Below are 16,838 nucleotides of genomic sequence, written 5' to 3' on the forward strand. Positions count from 1 at the left end.
ATCACCTCCTCCCAGGAGCAGCAATTCACATGGCTGACGAGATCAATACTTCGGCTGCGGCGTCCACGGGCGCCGAGGGCGAGGCCCCTGCCGCGAAGAAGTCGAAGCGCAAGGGCAAGAAGAGCATCCTCAACGGCGTGGTCCACATCCAGTCCACGTTCAACAACACCATCATCACGATCACGGACGTGTCCGGGAACGTGATCTCCTGGTCGTCCGCCGGGGCGCGTGGCTTCAAGGGAAGCCGCAAGTCCACCCCGTTCGCGGCGCAGGTGGCCGCTGGCGACGCCGCGGCGAAGGCGATGGAGCACGGCCTGAAGAACGTGTCCGTGTTCGTGAAGGGCCCGGGCGCGGGCCGCGAGTCGGCGCTGCGCGCGCTGGCGGCCGCCGGTCTGAAGATCAACCTCATCCGCGACGTGACGCCCATCCCGCACAACGGATGCCGTCAGCCCAAGCGTCGCCGCGTCTAACCCCTTCGTCAGGGCTGCCCTTGCACCTTGGTGTGAGGGCGGCTCCAGATCACCTCTAAGGACCTCTCAATGGCTCGTTACACTGCCAGCGCCTGCCGTATCTGCCGGCGCGAAAACCTGAAGATGTACCTCAAGGGCGACCGTTGCTACACGGACAAGTGCGCCATTGAGCGCCGCCCCTATCCCCCGGGTCAGCACGGCCAGGGCCGCGTGAAGTTCTCCGGCTACGGCGTGCAGCTGCGCGAGAAGCAGAAGGTCAAGCGCATGTACGGCCTGCTGGAGAACCAGTTCCGCGGCTACTACCACCGCGCGTCCGCCGCCAAGGGCAAGACGGGTGACAACCTCCTGCAGCAGCTGGAGCTCCGTCTGGACAACGTGGTGTTCCGCATGGGCTTCGCGGACACGCGCAACGAGGCGCGCCAGCTGGTGCGTCACGGTCACTTCCAGGTGAACGGCCGCAAGGTGAACATCCCCTCGTTCGCCGTGAAGCCGGGCACCGCGGTGGAGGTGGTGGAGAAGAGCCGCAAGGTGCTCCGCATCTCCGAGGCGCTGGAGACGGTGGACCGCCGTGGCGTTCCGCAGTGGATCTCCCTGGACAAGAAGGCGTTCAAGGGCACGGTCACCACGGTTCCGAACCGTGAGGACCTGACGATGCCCATCTCCGAGCAGCTCATCGTCGAGCTCTACTCGAAGTAAGCACGCTGGATGTCGCAGTGGACGCCCTGGCCGACGAGGCCGGGGCGTCTTGCTTTCAAGCAGTTGCAGTCCCCGCGTGCGCATCCTCCCGCCAGGCCGGTGGGTAAGTCGGTGGTGCGGCACGAACCGAGGAGCGGTACACCATGGCTGATACGTTCGTTGCGAAGAACTGGCGTGACCTGATCAAGCCCCGTCGCATGGAGGTGGATCAGGACAGCGCGACCCCCACCTACGGCAAGTTCGTCGCGGAGCCGCTCGAGCGCGGTTTCGGTACGACGCTGGGCAACTCGCTCCGCCGGGTGCTGCTATCGTCGCTGCAGGGCGCCGCCATCACCACCGTCAAGATTGAAGGCGTGGACCACGAGTTCACGACCATCCCCGAGGTGTCCGAGGACGTCACGGACGTCGTGCTGAACCTGAAGGAAGTCCTCCTTCGGATGCACACGAACGAGACGAAGACGCTCCGCATCGAGGCGGAGGGCCCCAAGGAGGTCAAGGCCGGTGACATCATCACCGACCCGGACACCGAGATCCTCAACCCGGGCCACCACATCTGCACAATCTCCGAGGGTGGCAAGCTCCGCATGGAGCTGACCTGCCGCCGCGGCCGTGGTTACACGCCGGCCAACGTGAACAAGGTCGCCGGTTCGCCCATCGGCACCATCCCCATCGACTCGCTGTTCTCGCCCATCCGCAAGGTGAACTACCAGGTCACCAACGCGCGCGTCGGTCAGGTCACGGACTTCGACAAGCTGTCGCTCGAGGTCTGGACGGACGGCTCCGTGTCCCCGCAGGACGCGGTGGCGTACGCGGCGAAGATCATCAAGGAGCAGCTCACCGTCTTCGTGAACTTCGACGAGACGGAGGAGCCCGTCGTCGCCGAGGCGCCGAAGGAAGAGGCGAAGCTGAACGAGAACCTGTTCCGCTCGGTGGATGAGCTCGAGCTGTCGGTCCGCTCGGCGAACTGCCTGCAGCAGGCGAACATCAAGTCCATTGGCGACCTCGTGCAGCGCACCGAGGCCGAGATGCTCAAGACGAAGAACTTCGGCCGCAAGTCTCTGAAGGAGATCAAGGAGATCCTCGCGGAGATGGGCCTGTCGCTGGGCATGAAGCTGGAGAACTGGCCGCCGAAGCAGGCGCCGGCTCCCGCGCAGCCGAAGGCGTAGTAGGGTTCACGCAGGGCCTCCCCACGCGGCCGCGGTACGGCGGTCAGCGGCGCGAGGGGAGGGGGCTGGGACGTCTTCCGGTCCAAATGACAGCGGCGGGCCTCGTGCCGGGTCCGCCCATCCCACCCGGTACCTGATACGGCCGGAGTGGTGGAGTCCTCACCAGGACTCCGGAGCACGACGATGCGCCATAAGGTCGGACAGAGGAAGCTTCACCGCAGCACGAGCCACCGGCTCGCGATGCTCAACAACATGGTGACCTCGCTGCTGGAGCACCAGGCCATCCGCACCACGCTTCCCAAGGCCAAGGAGGCCCGGAAGATCGCGGAGCGGATCATCACCCTGGGCAAGCGTGGCGGCCTCGCCAACGTTCGCCTGGCGGCCCGTACGGTCAAGGACCGCGACGTGCTGCAGAAGGTGTTCGGCGAGTACAAGGACCGGTACGCCAGCCGTCCCGGTGGCTACACCCGCATCGTTCGGCTCGGCTTCCGCCGGGGCGACGCCGCGGAGATGGCCCTCCTGGAGCTCGTGGACCGGCCGGAGAAGGCCGCTCCCGTCGACACCGAGGCGGCTGCGCCTGCGGAAGAGACGAAGGCGGAGTAGTCCAGCACGGACTGCATACCTGGCCCCTTCGTGAGAAGGGGCTGGGAGCAACGCGAGGGCGCGCTTCCGAGAGGAAGGGCGCCCTTCGTGTTTCCACGGCGGACTACCGCTGCGGCTTGTGAATGCGCTCCCAGGCGGCGTTGAGGTCCTCGGTGAGGTCCGCGCTGTCATCCCGGCTGCGCATCTGGATGGACTGGAAGCGGAGGTCCGCGGGCGCGGCGCCGCTGGAGCCCATCAGTTGCTTGGGAGTGATGGTGATGAACTCACCTGGGGCCACCGTCAGCACCGCCGCCTGGTACTGCCCGTTGACGGTGAGGGTGACGTCGTACCAAGGCTCCTTGCTCTCGTTCCAGATGGTGACCGAGGGCCGGTCCAACCTGTCACTGAGCACCAGGCGCGCGTCCATGTCCCCCTTGCGCACCGTGCTGCCCGGGCACGCAATGGCCAGGCTCGTCACCGTCATCACCAGCCAGCCGGCGATGATGGACGCCTTGTATTTGAAGAAGCGGTCGCTCCGTCGGAAATCCGCGACCAGCTCCTTGAGGATGGAGAGGCCATTGAGGAGGTGGTTTGACGCATCTCCTGCCAGGCGCTTCCCCAGCGGTCCGTCTGGCTTCTCCTTCAGGAGCGGCTCGGCGCGCGCGGCGGACATCACCCGCAGGTTGGACTGGCTGGGTGCGCGCGGCATGCCGGGGTTCGTCGGCGTGCGCGGCTGAGAGCCAGACGGAGACGCCGCCCGAGGAGGCTGCGTTCCAGGCTGGGGGGGCTTGCGACCGTCGCTCATCGGACAACGAGTGTAGAGGGCTGGGCCCGTGGATGGCTACTGTGCCTTGAGTTGCTGAAGCGCGCGTGACGCCACCGCGTTTTCAGGCTGGGTCTCCAGCACCTTCATCAGCCAACGCTCAGCCTCGCTGGCCGCTGTCTTCCGCGCTTCGGGGCGCGAAGCCTTCATCGCCTGCTCCGTGTAGAGCAACCCCAGCCGCAGGCTGAACTCCATGTTCTCCGGGTCCTTTTCGACCACGCGGCGCAGCTCGCGCTCGGCGGCGGCGAAGTCACCCTCCAGTTGGTACACGAGCGCCAGCTTGCCTCGCATCGCCACGGCTTCCGGTGCCAGGGCGGTGGCCACGGTGAAGGACTCGCGGGCGGCCGTGAGGTCCCTGCGCTCCAGGTGGATGTCACCCAGGTGGAACCACGCGGTCTCCAGCAGTGGATGGAGCGCCACGGCTTTCTCGAAGGAGAGGCGGGCCGCGTCGGGGCGCTGGCGCGCCAGGTAGAGCTCGCCCAGATAGAAGTGGTTCTTGCCGTCGCGGGGGGCGCGTTCGATGGCCTGCTTGAACTCATCCACCGCGCGACCCGCGTCATCCAGGCGTTGGTAGGCCAGGCCCAGCAGGGCATGCACCACCGCGACGTCCGGGTAGTCGAGCAAGATCTCCTCGAAGGCGAGGATGGCGTGCTGGGGCGCATCCAGGTCCTTCAGGTAGCGCATGCCTTCTTCCAGCTTGGCCTCGGCGGCCTTGGGGAAGCCGGAGAACGGATCCGCGATCTGCTCCATCAATGCCCGCGCGGTGGTGACCTCGGCCGGCGTGGGCTGGCCCCGCACCACCGTGCCCAGGGCTTCCACGGCTCCGGGCGCGTCTCCCGTGCGGTGCAGCGCCTTGGCCAACGGCAGGCGCCAGGCGGTGCGGGCTGGCTCCAACGCCGTGGCGCGCCGCAGGGGGCCGAGCGCCTCCGTGTATTGTTCGGACTCCAGCTGCGCGAGCCCCAGCCGGTAGTGGAACTCCGCGGTGTCCGGTGCCAGGGTCGCGGCGCGCTCGAAGGCGGCGACGCTGGGCGCCCCCGCGTCGCGAGCGCGTGAGAAGAGGGCGAGGCCCAGCATGTACTGGTCGACCGCGCGCTCACCCGCCGCGATTCGCTTCTGGAGCTCCGCGATCCACGCGTCCGTCTGCCCCGCCTTCACGTAGGCCTCGGTGAGCGAGCGCGCCACGTCCAGGTCGTCCGGCGTCTGCCGGTGCAGGTCCGTCAGCAGCCCCAGGGCCTTCGTGGGCTGGTGCTCGTCCAGGTAGGCCCGCGCCTGGGAGAGCGGATCGGTGGGGCGCGCCTTGGCGGAGTTGGAGGAGGTGGTGCTGCAACCAGTCAGGAGGCCGACGCCGAGTACCGCGGCGCGAATCCAGGGACGGGAACGGAGGTGGCGAATGGTCATCTCGGAGAGGCGTCTCAGGTGGAGGAGAGGGCTCGGGCGCTCGCGTCGCTGACGCCCTCGGCGCCCGCGGCGGCCACGGCGTCATCCACGTCGCCGCCCTTGCCCCCGAGGGACAGGCTGTCCGCGATGATGACGGCGCGGACGGCTCGGGCCAGCCCTTCGCGGTCGTTCTCGGCGAACGCGGTCGTGTCGATGGGCTGGCCAATCTTCACGCGGATGGGACCGGGGGTGATGTTCCAGGTTGACTTGGGCATCAGGTCGCCAGAGCCCTCGATGGTGACGGGGCAGACGGGGACGCGGGCCTTCAGCGCCAGGGCGAAGGGGCCCTTCTTGAAGGGCAGGACGCGGCCGTCCGTCGAGCGGGTGCCTTCCGGATACAGGAAGATGCTCGTGCCGCCGCGAATCTTGGCCGCTGCCGCGTTGAGCGAGGCGATGGCCTTGGAGCGGTTGGACCGGTTGATGAAGACGTGGCCCGCGAGCGCCAGGTACCAGCCGATGAGGGGCACCCACTTGAGCTGCGTCTTGGCGACGTAGCGGAAAGGGATGGGGACGGCCAGGAAGTGCGCCGGGATGTCGATGGTGGACTGGTGGTTGGCCACGTAGATGGTGGGCCGATTCGGGTCCACGTTCTCCTGGCCGATGATTTCCAGCTTCGCGCCTCCTGCCCACAGCAGCACGGGCGACCAGAGCTCGCGCGCCACCCAGATGGAGCGCGATGGGTTGAGCGTGAGCAGCATCGCCAAGAGGGCAAGGGGGAAACAGAAGAGCGTCCAGACGCCCGCCACGAAAATGCAAAAGAGCTTGCGCATCCCTCAGCCCGCCTCCTGGGGGCCGATGTTCAGAGCCGGAAGGTGCCCGGGCCCGCGGGCTTGCCCGCCGAAGCTCCCTGGCCAGGCGGTCAGGCGGCGACTCCCACGAGGGAGGACGGCGGCACCTGTCACGCGTTGAACGGGACGACGGGGGGGCATGCACTTCTTCTACCACGTCCTACCTACACGTTGTTTCTGGTGCGCGTCGCTCGGCGGGGTTACAAGCAGGGGTGGTGTGGCCAGGAAAAAGTTCATCGCCATCGCGGGCAACATCGGCGCCGGAAAGACGGAGCTGACGTCCTTCCTCTGCCGGAAGTACGGGTTGACGCCCTCTTTCGAACCCAACGACCAGAACCCTTATCTGGCGGACTTCTACAAGGACATGAAGACGTGGGCGTTCCGCTCACAGCTCTTCTTCTTGACGCACAAGTTCCGCTTGCACCGGGAGCTGGAGCGCACCTCCGGGACGGTGCTTCAGGACCGCACCCTCTATGAGGACGCGGAGATTTTCGCCAAGAACCTCCACCGGCAGCGGCTCATCGACAAGCGGGACTGGAAGACGTACTGCGAGCTGTACGAGACGATTTCGGAGTCGTTGCGGCCCCCCGACCTGATGATCTACCTCCGCTGCCCTGTGCAGACGATTCGTGAACGCATCCGCATCCGTGGCCGGGCCATGGAGCGGGACATCCCCACCCGCTACCTGCAGCGCCTCAATGCCCTCTATGAGGAGTGGTTCGAGGGCTACCGCCTGTCACCGGTGCTCGTGCTTCCCACGGACAAGCTCGACTATTTGACCAACCTGGTGGACCGCGTGGACCTCTTCCGGCAGATCGAGAAGCACCTGTGATGGAGGTCTACCTGCTGGCGACGGAGCAGGAGGGCCCGGCTCCCCTCGATGCACTGCGCGCGTCCTTCGCGAACGATGAGGTGGAGTTCACCCCGGACGCGGACGGCGAGGGGTTCACCCTGCGGGCGGACGGCTCCGAGGTGCTGGTGCGCCTGACGCGGGGCTCCGAGGGACTGCCGCGCTTCCGCAAGGAGGTGTTCAGCGGCAGCCCGGAGGCCTTCGAGCGGCTGGGGCGCGCCAAGGCCTACTACCATCTGTCCGTGGAGCCGGGCGGGGCGCAGCCCACGCTGCCTGTCTTCGAGGCCCTGTGGGCCGTGCGCACGCTGCTGGAGCACGTGCAGGGCGTGCTGGTGGACCTCACCGCCTTCAAGCTCCACGAGCCCGACGACGTGGCGGAAATCACGGAGCTGGATTTCGACATCCGCGACCATGTCCACCTCCATGCCGTGGAGGCGACGGAGGGGGACACGCCCCTGTGGGTGCACTCGCACGGGATGGAGAAGTTCGGGGCCCGGGACCTGGAAATCTTCCACCTGGCCGAGAAGGACCTGCTGGCCGCGGAGAGCTTTCTTCACGAGCTGTGCACCGACCTGGCCTTTGGACAGGGGCCGGCGCTGCGCACTCAGGTAGGCACCAGCGAGGGGCAGGTCTTCACGCTCGTGCCCTCGGAAGAGGCCCGCGCCAACCTGCTGGGCGTTCCCCTGGACACCTTCGAGGGCCATGAGGGGCTCTTCCTCACCGTGGTGTCCCCGCTGGGCCGGCACAACACGTCCCAGCTCCTGGCGCCCTATCGTGAGCGCTTCGAGAAGGAGCCGGAGGAGCAGACCCAGGCCATGCGGCGGGAGGCCCAACTGGTGCTCCCGTCCTTCCTGGCGCGCTTCCAGCGCAAGGGCCTGATGGAGCCGCTCACCTTCCTGGTGCGTGCTCCTTTCGACACCCATCCCGAAGGGAACACCGTCACGGAGAACCTGTGGCTGGAGGTCATGGGCCGGGATGAGGGCTCCGTGGTGGGCAAGCTCGTTGATGGCGCGGTGCATACAACCGAGTGGCGTAAGGGTGCCCACGTGGAGGTCGCGGAGACCCAGGTCAACGCGCTGGCCATCAGCCGGGAAGGCCGGGCGCTGGACGAGCGGGAACTCCGTGAACTCCTGAACGCCGAACGGCCGATGTAGCAAGCGGCGCCGGGGGCCTTGCCCAGCCATCGCGGGGCGCTAGGCTCCGCGCCCCATGCCCGCCCTCCTGCTGCTCACCGGTCCTTCCGCGGGGCGTCGTCACGACGTACTCGCGGAGGCGACGATTGGCCGCAGTCCATCGTGTGAAATCCCGCTGGATGACCATCAGGTCTCCCGCAAGCACGCGCTGATTTCCGTTCTGGACGGGCTGGCGCGCATCCGCGACTTGCGCTCGCGCAACGGGACGTTCGTCAACGGCGAGCGCCTCGTGGATGAGGTGGTGCTCAAGCCCGGTGACCAGGTGCGCGTGGGCGTGACGACGGCCCTCTTCGAGCCGCCCCCGGTGACCCTGGTGGCCGACGGGCCGGAGAAGATGGGGCAGGTGCCCATCGAGGAAGTGCTGCCTCACGTGGGCGCGGCGGCGGCGATGTACTCGGCGGGCATTGCCCTGCTGGGCGCGACGAGTGGCGCCCTGGTTCTGCGGCGCCTGGCGGATGAGGTCGCGCACGCACTCAATGCCGACCGCGCGGCCGCACTGCTAGGCAGCAGTGATGGCTTGCTCACCGCGGCGGTGGCGGGCGCGGATGCGCTGACGATGCCGCGTGCGCTGGCGCAGGCCGCGCTGGAGCGCAAGGAGCTGGTCCAGACGGATGACGTCCTCTGCGCGCCCCTGGTCGCCTCAGGCGGCATGCCCTTCGGCGTGCTGTACGTGACGCGGGCGGAGCCGAAGTTCAGTGAGGGCGAGGGCCAGTTGCTCGCGGCGCTGGGACGGTTGGGGGGCGAGGCCTACACCACCGTGCGCTCCCGCGTAGATGCGGAGCCGCCCGTGGCCGCGCTCTCCGGGACGTCCCGGCCGCTGCGGGCCTTGCTGGAGCTGGCGCGCCGGGTGGCCGCCAGCGCCGCGCCGGTGGTGATTCATGGCGAGCCGGGCGTGGGCAAGGCGCTGCTGGCGCGCTTCGTCCATGCGCGGTCGCCTCGGGCCCTGGGGCCTTTCATCGTGGTGGACTGCCGGGAGCCGGCCGACGCCGTGGAGGAGGTGCTGTTCGGCAGGGCGAGCGGGCCCGGGCAGCCGCCTGTCGTCTCCGCGCTGCTGCGCGCGGATGGGGGCTCGCTGGTGCTGCTCCACGTGGAGTCGCTCGCGCGGCCTGCTTCGGAGCGGTTGGCGAGGGCCCTGGCGCGCCGTTCAGCGCCCGCGCGGCAAGGTGGCGAGGAGCCCGTGGACGTGCGGGTGCTGGCCACCGCGCCCGCGTCGGTGTCGTTGCTGGCGGCGCGCGGCGACGTGGAGGCCTCGTTGGCTCGGGCGCTGTCGGGCTTCGAGCTGGATGTCCCGCCCATCCGCGAGCGGCGTGCGGACGTGCTGCCGCTCCTGGAGCAGTTCTCGGCGCGCGCGGCCCGCCGGATTCGCAAGGAGCCACCGACGCTCAGTCCCGAGGCCCGGCGCCTGCTGACGGAGTACGGGTGGCCGCAGAACCTGCGGGAGCTGGAGCTGGTGGGGGAGCGCCTGGGCCTGCTGTACGCGGCGAGCCGAGTGGGCGCGCTGCAACTGCCCCCGGAGTTCCAGGAGGGCGGCGACGAGGGCGCGAAGACGTTGCAGGGACGCGTGGCCCGGCTGGAGCGGGATGCCATCGCCGAAGCCCTGCGCGAGGCGTCGGGAAAGAAGGTCCGCGCCGCGGCGTTGCTCGGCATCAGCCGCCCCACGCTGGACAAGAAGATTGAGGAGTACGGGCTCGCGGTGGAGCGGGGACGCCGGGAGTGAGTCAGGCCCTGGCGCCTACGACTTCCGCCGGCTGAGCAGCACGCCGGAGAGGACGAGCCCCGCGCCGAGCACCTGCGTCCAGGTGGGCCGCTCTCCACGCACGGCCCACGCCGTGAGGGCGGCCACCACGGGGATGCCCGTGTTGTAGAGCCCCGCGCGGCTGCTGCCCACCTTCTGCACGGTGCGGCCCCAGATGAAGTACGCGAGCACCAGCGGCACCAGCGCCGAGTACACGACGCCCGCCCAGGCGCCGGCGCGGATGTTCTCGGTCTCCAGCCGCAGCAGCTCGGGCACGCCCACGAGCACCACGCCCGGTGCGCCCGTGAGCATGCTGATGGCGGTGATGCGCAGCGCGGACACCTCCGGGCCCACGGTGCGGATGCCCACCGTGTAGATGGCCCAGCAGAGGCTCGCGCCGACAATGAGCCCGTCGCCGAGCAAGGACGCGCCATGTTCGGAAGCGCCGCGTCCCCCCAGCACCAGCAGCATCCCCACCACGCCCAGCGCCAGTGCCGCGATGAGCGGGCGGGTGAGCCGATCCACGCCGAACAGGGCGCCAAGCGTGGCCACCAGCACCGGCGTCACCGCTGTCAGCATCCCGCTGTTCGCCACCGAGGTGTTCGCCAGGCCGACGATGAAGCACACCTGGTACACGGTGTTGCCCACCAGCCCGAGCCCCAACAGCTTGAGGAACACCGGGCGCGGAAGCGGCTTCCAGCCTTCGACGCCGAGGAGTAGCGCGCCCATGGCCAACGCCGCGATGGTGAAGCGCAGCGACATGAAGGCCAGGGGAGGGAGCGTCTCCATCGCCTCCTTCACCACCGTGTAGTTGGTGCCCCAGGCAATCACGACGCCGACGATGGCCAGGTCGGACGCGGAGATGCCGCGTGAGGGGACAGGCACAACGGCGGTGGTGGGCGTGGACACGGCGGCAGGGGAATAGGCCCGAGGGGCTGCGCGCGCAAGCCGACGTTTGAAGCCGGGCATGCTAAACGCCTGGGCATGGACCTACGCTTTTCGGAAGAGGTGCGCCGCGCGCTCAAGGCCGGCCAACCGCTGGTGGCCCTGGAGACGAGCGTCGTGGCCCAGGGCCTTCCGTATCCAGACAACCTGGCCGCGGCCCGAGCGTGCGAGGAGGCCATCCGCCGCGCTGGCGCCGTTCCCGCCGCCACCGCCATCATCGACGGGCAGCTGTGCGTCGGGCTGGAGGAGCCGGAGATGCGCCGGCTGGCGGAGGGCAAGGAGCGTCTGCTCAAGGTGGCGTCCCGAGACCTGGCTGTCGCCATGGCCACGCGCGCCACGGGAGGCACCACCGTGAGCGCCACGTGTGAGATGGCCGCCGCCGCGGGCATTCGTGTCTTCTCCACCGGTGGCATCGGAGGTGTGCACCGTGGGGCGTCGGAGCACTTCGACATCTCCCAGGACATCGCCGCGCTGGCGCGCTTCCCCGTCGCCGTGGTGTGCGCGGGCGCCAAGTCCGTGTTGGACCTGCCCAAGACGATGGAGCTGCTCGAGACGGCCGGCGTGCCCGTCATCGGCGTGGGGACGGACGAGCTGCCGTCGTTCTACAGCCGGGGTTCTGGCATCCCCCTGGAGCACCGCGCGGATGACGTGGACACGGCTGCCCGCATCGCCCGCGCCCGCTTCGAGTCGCTGAAGCAGGGTGGGGTGCTCTACACCGTGCCTCCGCCCGAGGAGACGTCCCTGCCTCGCAACGAGGTGGAGTTGCACATCGCCGCGACGCTCGCCGACGCGGACCGGCAGGGCATCCGCGGCAAGGCCGTGACGCCCTTCCTCCTTTCGGAAATGGCGAAGCGCACCGGGGGCAAGACGCTCAAGGCCAACGTGGCGCTGCTCACCAACAACGCGCGCTTCGCCGGTCAGCTCGCCGTGGCGTACGCACGCGCGAGCTGAGTCCCCGGACGCGGGCCGCCGCTACCGCTGGAACCAGCGCACCAGCTCTTCCAGCTCGCGGCGGTCCACTTCGTCGAAGGCGTTCTTGTGCTCGGAGTCGATGTCGAGCACGGCCAGCAGCTCCCGGTTGCGGCCGAACACCGGGACAACGATTTCCGATGCCGAGCGCCCGTCACAGGTGATGTGGCCCGGGAAGGCGTGGACGTCCGCCACCACCACCGACTCGCCCTTCGCCGCGGAGGTACCGCACACGCCCTTGCCGAACGGGATTTCCAGGCACCCGAGCGTGCCTTGGTAAGGGCCCACCCTCAGCAGCCGGCCCGGCGTGACGACGCGGTAGAATCCCGTCCACAGGTGACCGAAGGCGTGGTGCAGCAGGCAGCTCATGGTGGCCATGCCGGTGATGTCGTCATCGATGCCCTCGAGCACCGCGCGCACATGCTGCTTCAGCTCGGCGTAGGCTTCGGCCTTGGGCATGCCGCGCAGATCCAGGGTGACTTCCGCCATGATGGGACCTCGCAAGGCGACCTCCCGCGAGCACCAGGCCCCGGTAGGGTCAGCGTCCCATCCATAGCTTGATTCGCTTTCCGCCGCACAGGAGCCGACATGGATTCGCTCATCCTCGATTCGAATACCTGGCTGCTCGTTCTCACGGGCGCGGGAGTCTCCGCTGAAAGCGGAGTCCCCACCTTCCGCGGGATGAGCGGACTCTGGGAGGACCAGCCCGTGGAGGCCGTGGCGTCGCCGGAGGGCTTCCGGAAGGACCCGGCGCTGGTGTGGCGCTTCTACTCGGAGCGCCGCAAGGCCGCCGCCGCCGTCCACCCGAACCCGGGCCACGAGGCGCTCGTCGCCTGGGAACGCCACCTGGGGGACCGCTTCCTGCTCGCCACCCAGAACGTCGATGGCCTGCACACGCGCGCTGGAAGTCAGCGGGTGGTGGAGATGCACGGCAACCTCTTCAAGACGCGCTGCAGCCGCTGCGAGCGGCCCCCGTTCGAGGACGCCACCGTGTACCCCGCGGGGGTGGTGCCCGAGTGCGACGCGTGTGGGAAGCTGCTGCGGCCCCACATCGTCTGGTTCGGCGAATACCTGGACCCGGCGGACATCCAGCGCATCGAGGACTTCTCGCTGCGGGCCGCCACCTCGGGTGGACGCTTCGTCTTTCTGGCGGCGGGGACCTCTGGCGCCGTGTACCCGGCCGCTGGAATCGTGGACCAGGTGCGCAAGGCGGGAGGGAAGACGTGGCTCGTCAACCTGGACCCGGCGGAGAACTCCAGCCGCTTCGAGCACCGCATCGTGGGCAAGAGCGGGGAAGTCCTCCCGACCCTCGCGAAGCTCGCCTGACGCGGGTGTCGGAAGGACAGGGGGCACCGCGGCGCTTCCGCGTGCCCCCTGAGGGACTATTCGAAGACGGAGATGTCAGGCCCGGACGGGCTCGCCGGCTTCGGCGGGGGGCGCGGCGAACGTCCGGGAGCCGCGGCTCGCACGGGCTCCAGCACCACGTTCGCCGTCTGCGTATCCCCGGCCACCCGGCGCAGGTTGAGCGTGAGCTCCTTGTCTTGGTGTCCCGGCAAGCGGAAGCTGAAGGAGTGCACCTTGTCGCGGCGGAGCTGGAGCTTCGTGGGCGTGGTGCCCACCATCTCCTCGCCTTCGTAGATGGATGCGCCGGACGGCGTCGAATCGAGGCTCACCGTGAGGACGGGCGCCTCCTCGGGCGTTCCCGTCGTGGCGGTCGCGGTCTGCGTCGTGGCCGGTGGGGCGTCGCGGGGGACGTTCACCACCACCGGCGTCGTGGGGGCGCTGCCGCCCGGGGTGCCCAGGACCACGGCCGCGCCAATGCCCAGCAGGACCAGCGGCACGGCGACCAGCGCCACCTTCTTGCCGGTGGACATGCCCTCCGGCTCGGGAGGCGGGGGCGGCGGCGCGGACCGGGATGTCTGCGAGCGGATGCGGCTGGGAGAGGACGACGAGCTGCTCCCGCCGCCCTGGGACCTGGCGACGACGACGTTGGACGGCGTGGAGCCCCGGCCCAGGGTCGGCGCGGCGCCCACCCGCGAGGAGCGGATGCCGCTCTGGCTCCCCTGACGGCTGGAGCGGCTGCGGCTGTTGCTGCCGCGCTCGCTGGCGCTGGGGACGCCGCCGCTGGGCATGGCGTCGAGCTCCTCGGAGGTGAGGTCCGCCACGGTGTCCAGCATCGCGTCGATGAATTCCTGCGCGTTCTGGTACCGGTCCTCCTTCTCCGGGGCGAGCGCCTTCTTGAAGAAGGCATCCAGCGCGGCCGGCACGGGGGCGCCCTGGCGCTTGGTGTTGACGGCGGGCACCGCCTGGGTGAGCGACGCCGTCAGCGCCTTGCGCACCGTGTTCGCGCCGAAGGGCGAGCTGCCGGTGAGGCAGAAGTAGAGCACGCCGGCCATGGAGTAGAGGTCGGAGCGCTGGTCCACGGACTCGCCGCCGGCCTGCTCGGGCGGCATGTACTGGGGCGTGCCCAGCACCTGTCCGGTCGAGGTGAGCTGCTCCTCCTCCTCGGACTCCATGGCCTTCACCAGACCGAAGTCCAGCACCTTGACGAAGTCCTGGCCGCTGAGCTGCTGCACCATGATGTTGTGCGGCTTCAGGTCGCGGTGGACACAACCCTCCGCGTGCGCGTGCGCCAGGCCCTGCGACGCCTGCTCCACGAGGCTCAAGGCCCGTCGCAGGGACATGGGGCCCTGGCGCTTCACCGTCTCCTTCAGGCTTTCGCCTTCCAGGAGCTCCATCACGTAGTAGCAGGTGCCGTCCGGCGACCGGCCGAAGTCGAAGATGGTGATGACGTTGGGGTGCCGCAGTCGGCTGGCGAGCTCCGCCTCCCGGCGAAAGCGCTCGAAGAACTGGGGGGCGGCGGCCAGCGACGGGTTGAGCGTCTTCACCGCCACCGGGCGTTGCACGGACGTCTGGGTGGCGCGAAACACCATGCCCATGCCGCCCTGGCCCAGGACGCTTTCGATTTTATAACGGCCGTCGAGCACCTGGCCGAGGAGCTGGAGGCTCTGGCCTGAACAGAGGTGGTCGACGCCGTCGGTGCTTCCGCAATGGGGACAGGGGGCAGCCATGTGGGGTCAGAGTATAGACAGGCCCCGGCCCAACCCGGAAAGCCCCTGTAGGGCCCCTGAGCGAACGGACGGGCACATCCGACATTCCCGAGGGGCTCGCGGGCTGTTACATCCCCGGCGCCATGAGCCTCGTCATCGCCCAGGACCTCTGTCTCTCCTACGGAAAGAAGGTCCTCTTCGATCAGGACAGTTTCACACTGGGTCCCAGGGACCGGGTGGGCCTCGTAGGGGCCAACGGGACGGGCAAGAGCTCGCTGATGAAAATCCTGGCGGGCGTGTCCCAGCCCGATTCGGGGACGGTGCAGTACAGCCGCAAGGCCCGAGCGGGCTATCTGCCGCAAGAAATCGCCGGGCTGCCGGATGGCACCGTGGTGGAGGCGGTGATGAGCACCGTGCCCGGCCGCGATGCCATGGAGGCGCGCCTCAAGGAGACGGAGGCGGCGCTCGCCGCCGCCACGGACGAGGAGGACCAGCTGGAGCTGTCCCAGTCCCTGGCGGACCTGCACGCGGAGCTGGACGACTTCGAGAACCGCTACGGCCGCCACCACGCCGAGCGCATCCTCAAGGGCCTGGGCTTCCGCGACACGGACCTGGCCAAGCCCACCTCCGCGCTGTCCGGCGGCTGGCGGATGCGCGCGGCCCTGGCGGGACTGCTGCTCCAGGACCCCGACCTGCTCCTGTTGGACGAGCCCACCAACCACCTGGACGTGCCCACGCTCACGTGGTTCGACGACTTCATGCGCCGCTCCAACAAGGCGCTGGTGCTCATCTCCCACGACAAGGACTTCCTCAACCGGCAGATCAACCGGGTGGTGTCCCTGGAAGTGGAGGGCGTGCGCGAGTACGCGGGGAACTACGACGAGTACAAACGCCTGCGCGCCGAGGAGAAGGAGCTGTTGAGGGCCCGCGCCGAGAAGGTGGAGTCGCGCCGCGCGGAGCTGCAGGGCTTCATCGACCGCTTCGGCGCCAAGGCCACCAAGGCGCGTCAGGCCCAGAGCCGCGCCAAGATGTTGGAGAAGCTGGAGAAGGTGCAGGTCCTGGAGGAGCGGACGTCGATGAAGTTCCGCTTCCCCGAGGTCGAGCGGAGCGGGCGCGACGTGGTGACGCTGGAGGGCATCACCAAGCGGTACGGCGCGCAGACCATCTACGACGGCCTCACCGGGCGCGTGGAGCGTGGGCAGCGCATCGCCGTGGTGGGCGCGAACGGCGCGGGCAAGACGACACTCCTGAAGATGGTCGCTGGCGAGCTGGCGCCGGACACCGGGACGGTGACGCTGGGGCACAACGTGGTGGTGGGCTATTACGCGCAGCACCACGCGGACAAGCTGAACCGGCAGAACACCATCATCGAAGAGGTGCGCCCGCTGGCCGCGGACAAGCCGGAGAGCTACGTGCGCGGTGTGCTGGGCGCTTTCCTCTTCAGCGGCGACGATGTGGAGAAGCCCATTGGCGTGCTGAGTGGTGGTGAGCGCGCGCGGGTGGCGCTGGCCAAGCTGTTGCTGGTGCCGTCCAACTTCCTGCTGATGGACGAGCCCACCAACCACCTGGACCTGGACTCGGCCGAGATGCTGATTGAAGCCCTGAAGGGCTACGGCGGCACGTTGCTGTTCGTCAGCCACAGCCGGAGCTTCATCAACGGCCTGGCGTCGCACGTGTGGGAGGTCGCGGACGGGAAGCTCACGCCGCACCCGGGCAACCTGGACGACTACCTGTACCACCAGCAGAAGCTCCAGCAGGCGGCGGCGGAGGCCTCGGCCATGGCGGCGGGCCAGGCGCGGGGCGAGAAGGTGGCCTCCGGGCCGATGACGGAGAAGGACCGCAAGCGGCTGGAGGCGGAGGCGCGCCAGCGCCGCAGCGTGGTGGAAGGGCCCCTCAAGAAGGAGATCGCGAAGCTGGAGGCGCGCATCGCCGAGGTGGAGGCCGGACAGAAGGAGCGCGAGGCGCAGCTCGCGGACCCGGCCCTCTACAACGACTTCGCGCGCGCCAAGCCGCTGATGGACACGCACCGCGCGAGCAAGGAGGAGCTGGAAGACCTCTATGCCCGCTGGGAGGCCGCGCAGGAGAAGCTGGCCGAGGCGTCCGCGTCACTGGGATGAGGGCCGCGCGGCGCTCG

The 16,838-nt window shown here is 69.0% G+C and carries 16 protein-coding genes; 10 read left to right on the forward strand and 6 right to left on the reverse strand.

Annotated features, from left to right (window positions below; genetic code table 11):
- Positions 1 to 29: 29 nt before the first annotated feature.
- The 4 genes from rpsK (at position 30) to rplQ (ending at position 2,935) form a co-directional block, all read left to right on the forward strand.
- On the forward strand, positions 30 to 470 hold the full coding sequence (rpsK, locus tag FMP39_RS23445) for a 30S ribosomal protein S11 (protein ID WP_140862539.1): 441 nt from the start codon (positions 30 to 32) through the stop codon (positions 468 to 470).
- Positions 471 to 539: 69 nt separating this feature from the next.
- Positions 540 to 1,166, forward strand: coding sequence for a 30S ribosomal protein S4 (gene rpsD, locus FMP39_RS23450; RefSeq protein ID WP_141592471.1), 627 nt, complete (start codon positions 540 to 542; stop codon positions 1,164 to 1,166).
- A gap of 143 nt (positions 1,167 to 1,309) precedes the next feature.
- Positions 1,310 to 2,332, forward strand: coding sequence for a DNA-directed RNA polymerase subunit alpha (locus FMP39_RS23455; RefSeq protein ID WP_011553361.1), 1,023 nt, complete (start codon positions 1,310 to 1,312; stop codon positions 2,330 to 2,332).
- A gap of 183 nt (positions 2,333 to 2,515) precedes the next feature.
- Positions 2,516 to 2,935, forward strand: a complete 420-nt coding sequence (gene rplQ / locus FMP39_RS23460) for a 50S ribosomal protein L17 (RefSeq protein ID WP_011553362.1) — start codon at positions 2,516 to 2,518, stop codon at positions 2,933 to 2,935.
- 103 nt (positions 2,936 to 3,038) lie between these two features.
- On the opposite strand, the gene FMP39_RS23465 is transcribed toward rplQ, so the two are convergent.
- The 3 genes from FMP39_RS23465 to FMP39_RS23475 all read right to left on the reverse strand — a co-directional run bounded on the left by FMP39_RS23465 (position 3,039) and on the right by FMP39_RS23475 (position 5,944).
- The gene (locus FMP39_RS23465; protein ID WP_228558270.1) at positions 3,039 to 3,623 is read right to left on the reverse strand and encodes a hypothetical protein; all 585 of its coding nucleotides are present in this window, start codon (positions 3,621 to 3,623) and stop codon (positions 3,039 to 3,041) included.
- Positions 3,624 to 3,755: 132 nt separating this feature from the next.
- Positions 3,756 to 5,135 carry a lipopolysaccharide assembly protein LapB gene (locus tag FMP39_RS23470; protein ID WP_141592473.1) on the reverse strand — a complete coding sequence of 460 codons (1,380 nt, stop codon included), beginning with the start codon at positions 5,133 to 5,135 and terminating at the stop codon, positions 3,756 to 3,758.
- A 14-nt stretch (positions 5,136 to 5,149) separates the two neighbouring features.
- A complete protein-coding gene (locus FMP39_RS23475; protein WP_141592474.1) occupies positions 5,150 to 5,944 on the reverse strand; it encodes a 1-acyl-sn-glycerol-3-phosphate acyltransferase in 795 nt (264 codons plus the stop codon).
- Positions 5,945 to 6,179: 235 nt separating this feature from the next.
- Here FMP39_RS23475 and FMP39_RS23480 point away from each other — a divergent pair, with 235 nt between their 5' ends.
- Genes FMP39_RS23480 through FMP39_RS23490 form a run of 3 tightly spaced genes read left to right on the forward strand, consistent with a single transcriptional unit; the run spans position 6,180 to position 9,722 of the window.
- Positions 6,180 to 6,794 (forward strand): deoxynucleoside kinase, encoded by a 615-nt coding sequence (locus FMP39_RS23480; RefSeq protein WP_011553366.1) that lies wholly within the window; start codon positions 6,180 to 6,182, stop codon positions 6,792 to 6,794.
- Positions 6,791 to 7,966, forward strand: coding sequence for a hypothetical protein (locus FMP39_RS23485; RefSeq protein WP_186817663.1), 1,176 nt, complete (start codon positions 6,791 to 6,793; stop codon positions 7,964 to 7,966). The genes FMP39_RS23480 and FMP39_RS23485 overlap by 4 nt, the downstream gene beginning before the upstream one ends.
- 55 nt (positions 7,967 to 8,021) lie before the next feature.
- A complete protein-coding gene (locus FMP39_RS23490; RefSeq protein ID WP_141592475.1) occupies positions 8,022 to 9,722 on the forward strand; it encodes an FHA domain-containing protein in 1,701 nt (566 codons plus the stop codon).
- A 15-nt stretch (positions 9,723 to 9,737) separates the two neighbouring features.
- Here FMP39_RS23490 and FMP39_RS23495 read toward each other — a convergent pair whose 3' ends face one another.
- On the reverse strand, positions 9,738 to 10,649 hold the full coding sequence (locus FMP39_RS23495) for a DMT family transporter (RefSeq protein ID WP_141592493.1): 912 nt from the start codon (positions 10,647 to 10,649) through the stop codon (positions 9,738 to 9,740).
- A 75-nt stretch (positions 10,650 to 10,724) separates the two neighbouring features.
- Between FMP39_RS23495 and FMP39_RS23500 the strand changes: the two genes are divergently transcribed.
- A complete protein-coding gene (locus tag FMP39_RS23500) occupies positions 10,725 to 11,636 on the forward strand; it encodes a pseudouridine-5'-phosphate glycosidase (protein ID WP_141592476.1) in 912 nt (303 codons plus the stop codon).
- A 21-nt stretch (positions 11,637 to 11,657) separates the two neighbouring features.
- Here FMP39_RS23500 and FMP39_RS23505 read toward each other — a convergent pair whose 3' ends face one another.
- Entirely contained in the window at positions 11,658 to 12,143 is a 486-nt protein-coding gene (locus tag FMP39_RS23505) for a GAF domain-containing protein (protein ID WP_141592494.1), read from the reverse strand.
- Between the two features lie 99 nt (positions 12,144 to 12,242).
- Here FMP39_RS23505 and FMP39_RS23510 point away from each other — a divergent pair, with 99 nt between their 5' ends.
- A complete protein-coding gene (locus tag FMP39_RS23510) occupies positions 12,243 to 12,980 on the forward strand; it encodes an NAD-dependent deacylase (protein ID WP_141592477.1) in 738 nt (245 codons plus the stop codon).
- A 56-nt stretch (positions 12,981 to 13,036) separates the two neighbouring features.
- On the opposite strand, the gene FMP39_RS23515 is transcribed toward FMP39_RS23510, so the two are convergent.
- Positions 13,037 to 14,725, reverse strand: coding sequence for a serine/threonine-protein kinase (locus tag FMP39_RS23515; RefSeq protein ID WP_194858535.1), 1,689 nt, complete (start codon positions 14,723 to 14,725; stop codon positions 13,037 to 13,039).
- 122 nt (positions 14,726 to 14,847) lie between these two features.
- On the opposite strand from FMP39_RS23515, the gene FMP39_RS23520 reads away from it, so the two are divergent.
- On the forward strand, positions 14,848 to 16,821 hold the full coding sequence (locus FMP39_RS23520; RefSeq protein ID WP_141592478.1) for an ABC-F family ATP-binding cassette domain-containing protein: 1,974 nt from the start codon (positions 14,848 to 14,850) through the stop codon (positions 16,819 to 16,821).
- Positions 16,822 to 16,838 lie beyond the last annotated feature (17 nt).

It is taken from the genome of Myxococcus sp. AB056 (genome assembly GCF_006547365.1).
Classification (GTDB): Bacteria; Myxococcota; Myxococcia; order Myxococcales; family Myxococcaceae; genus Myxococcus; species Myxococcus virescens.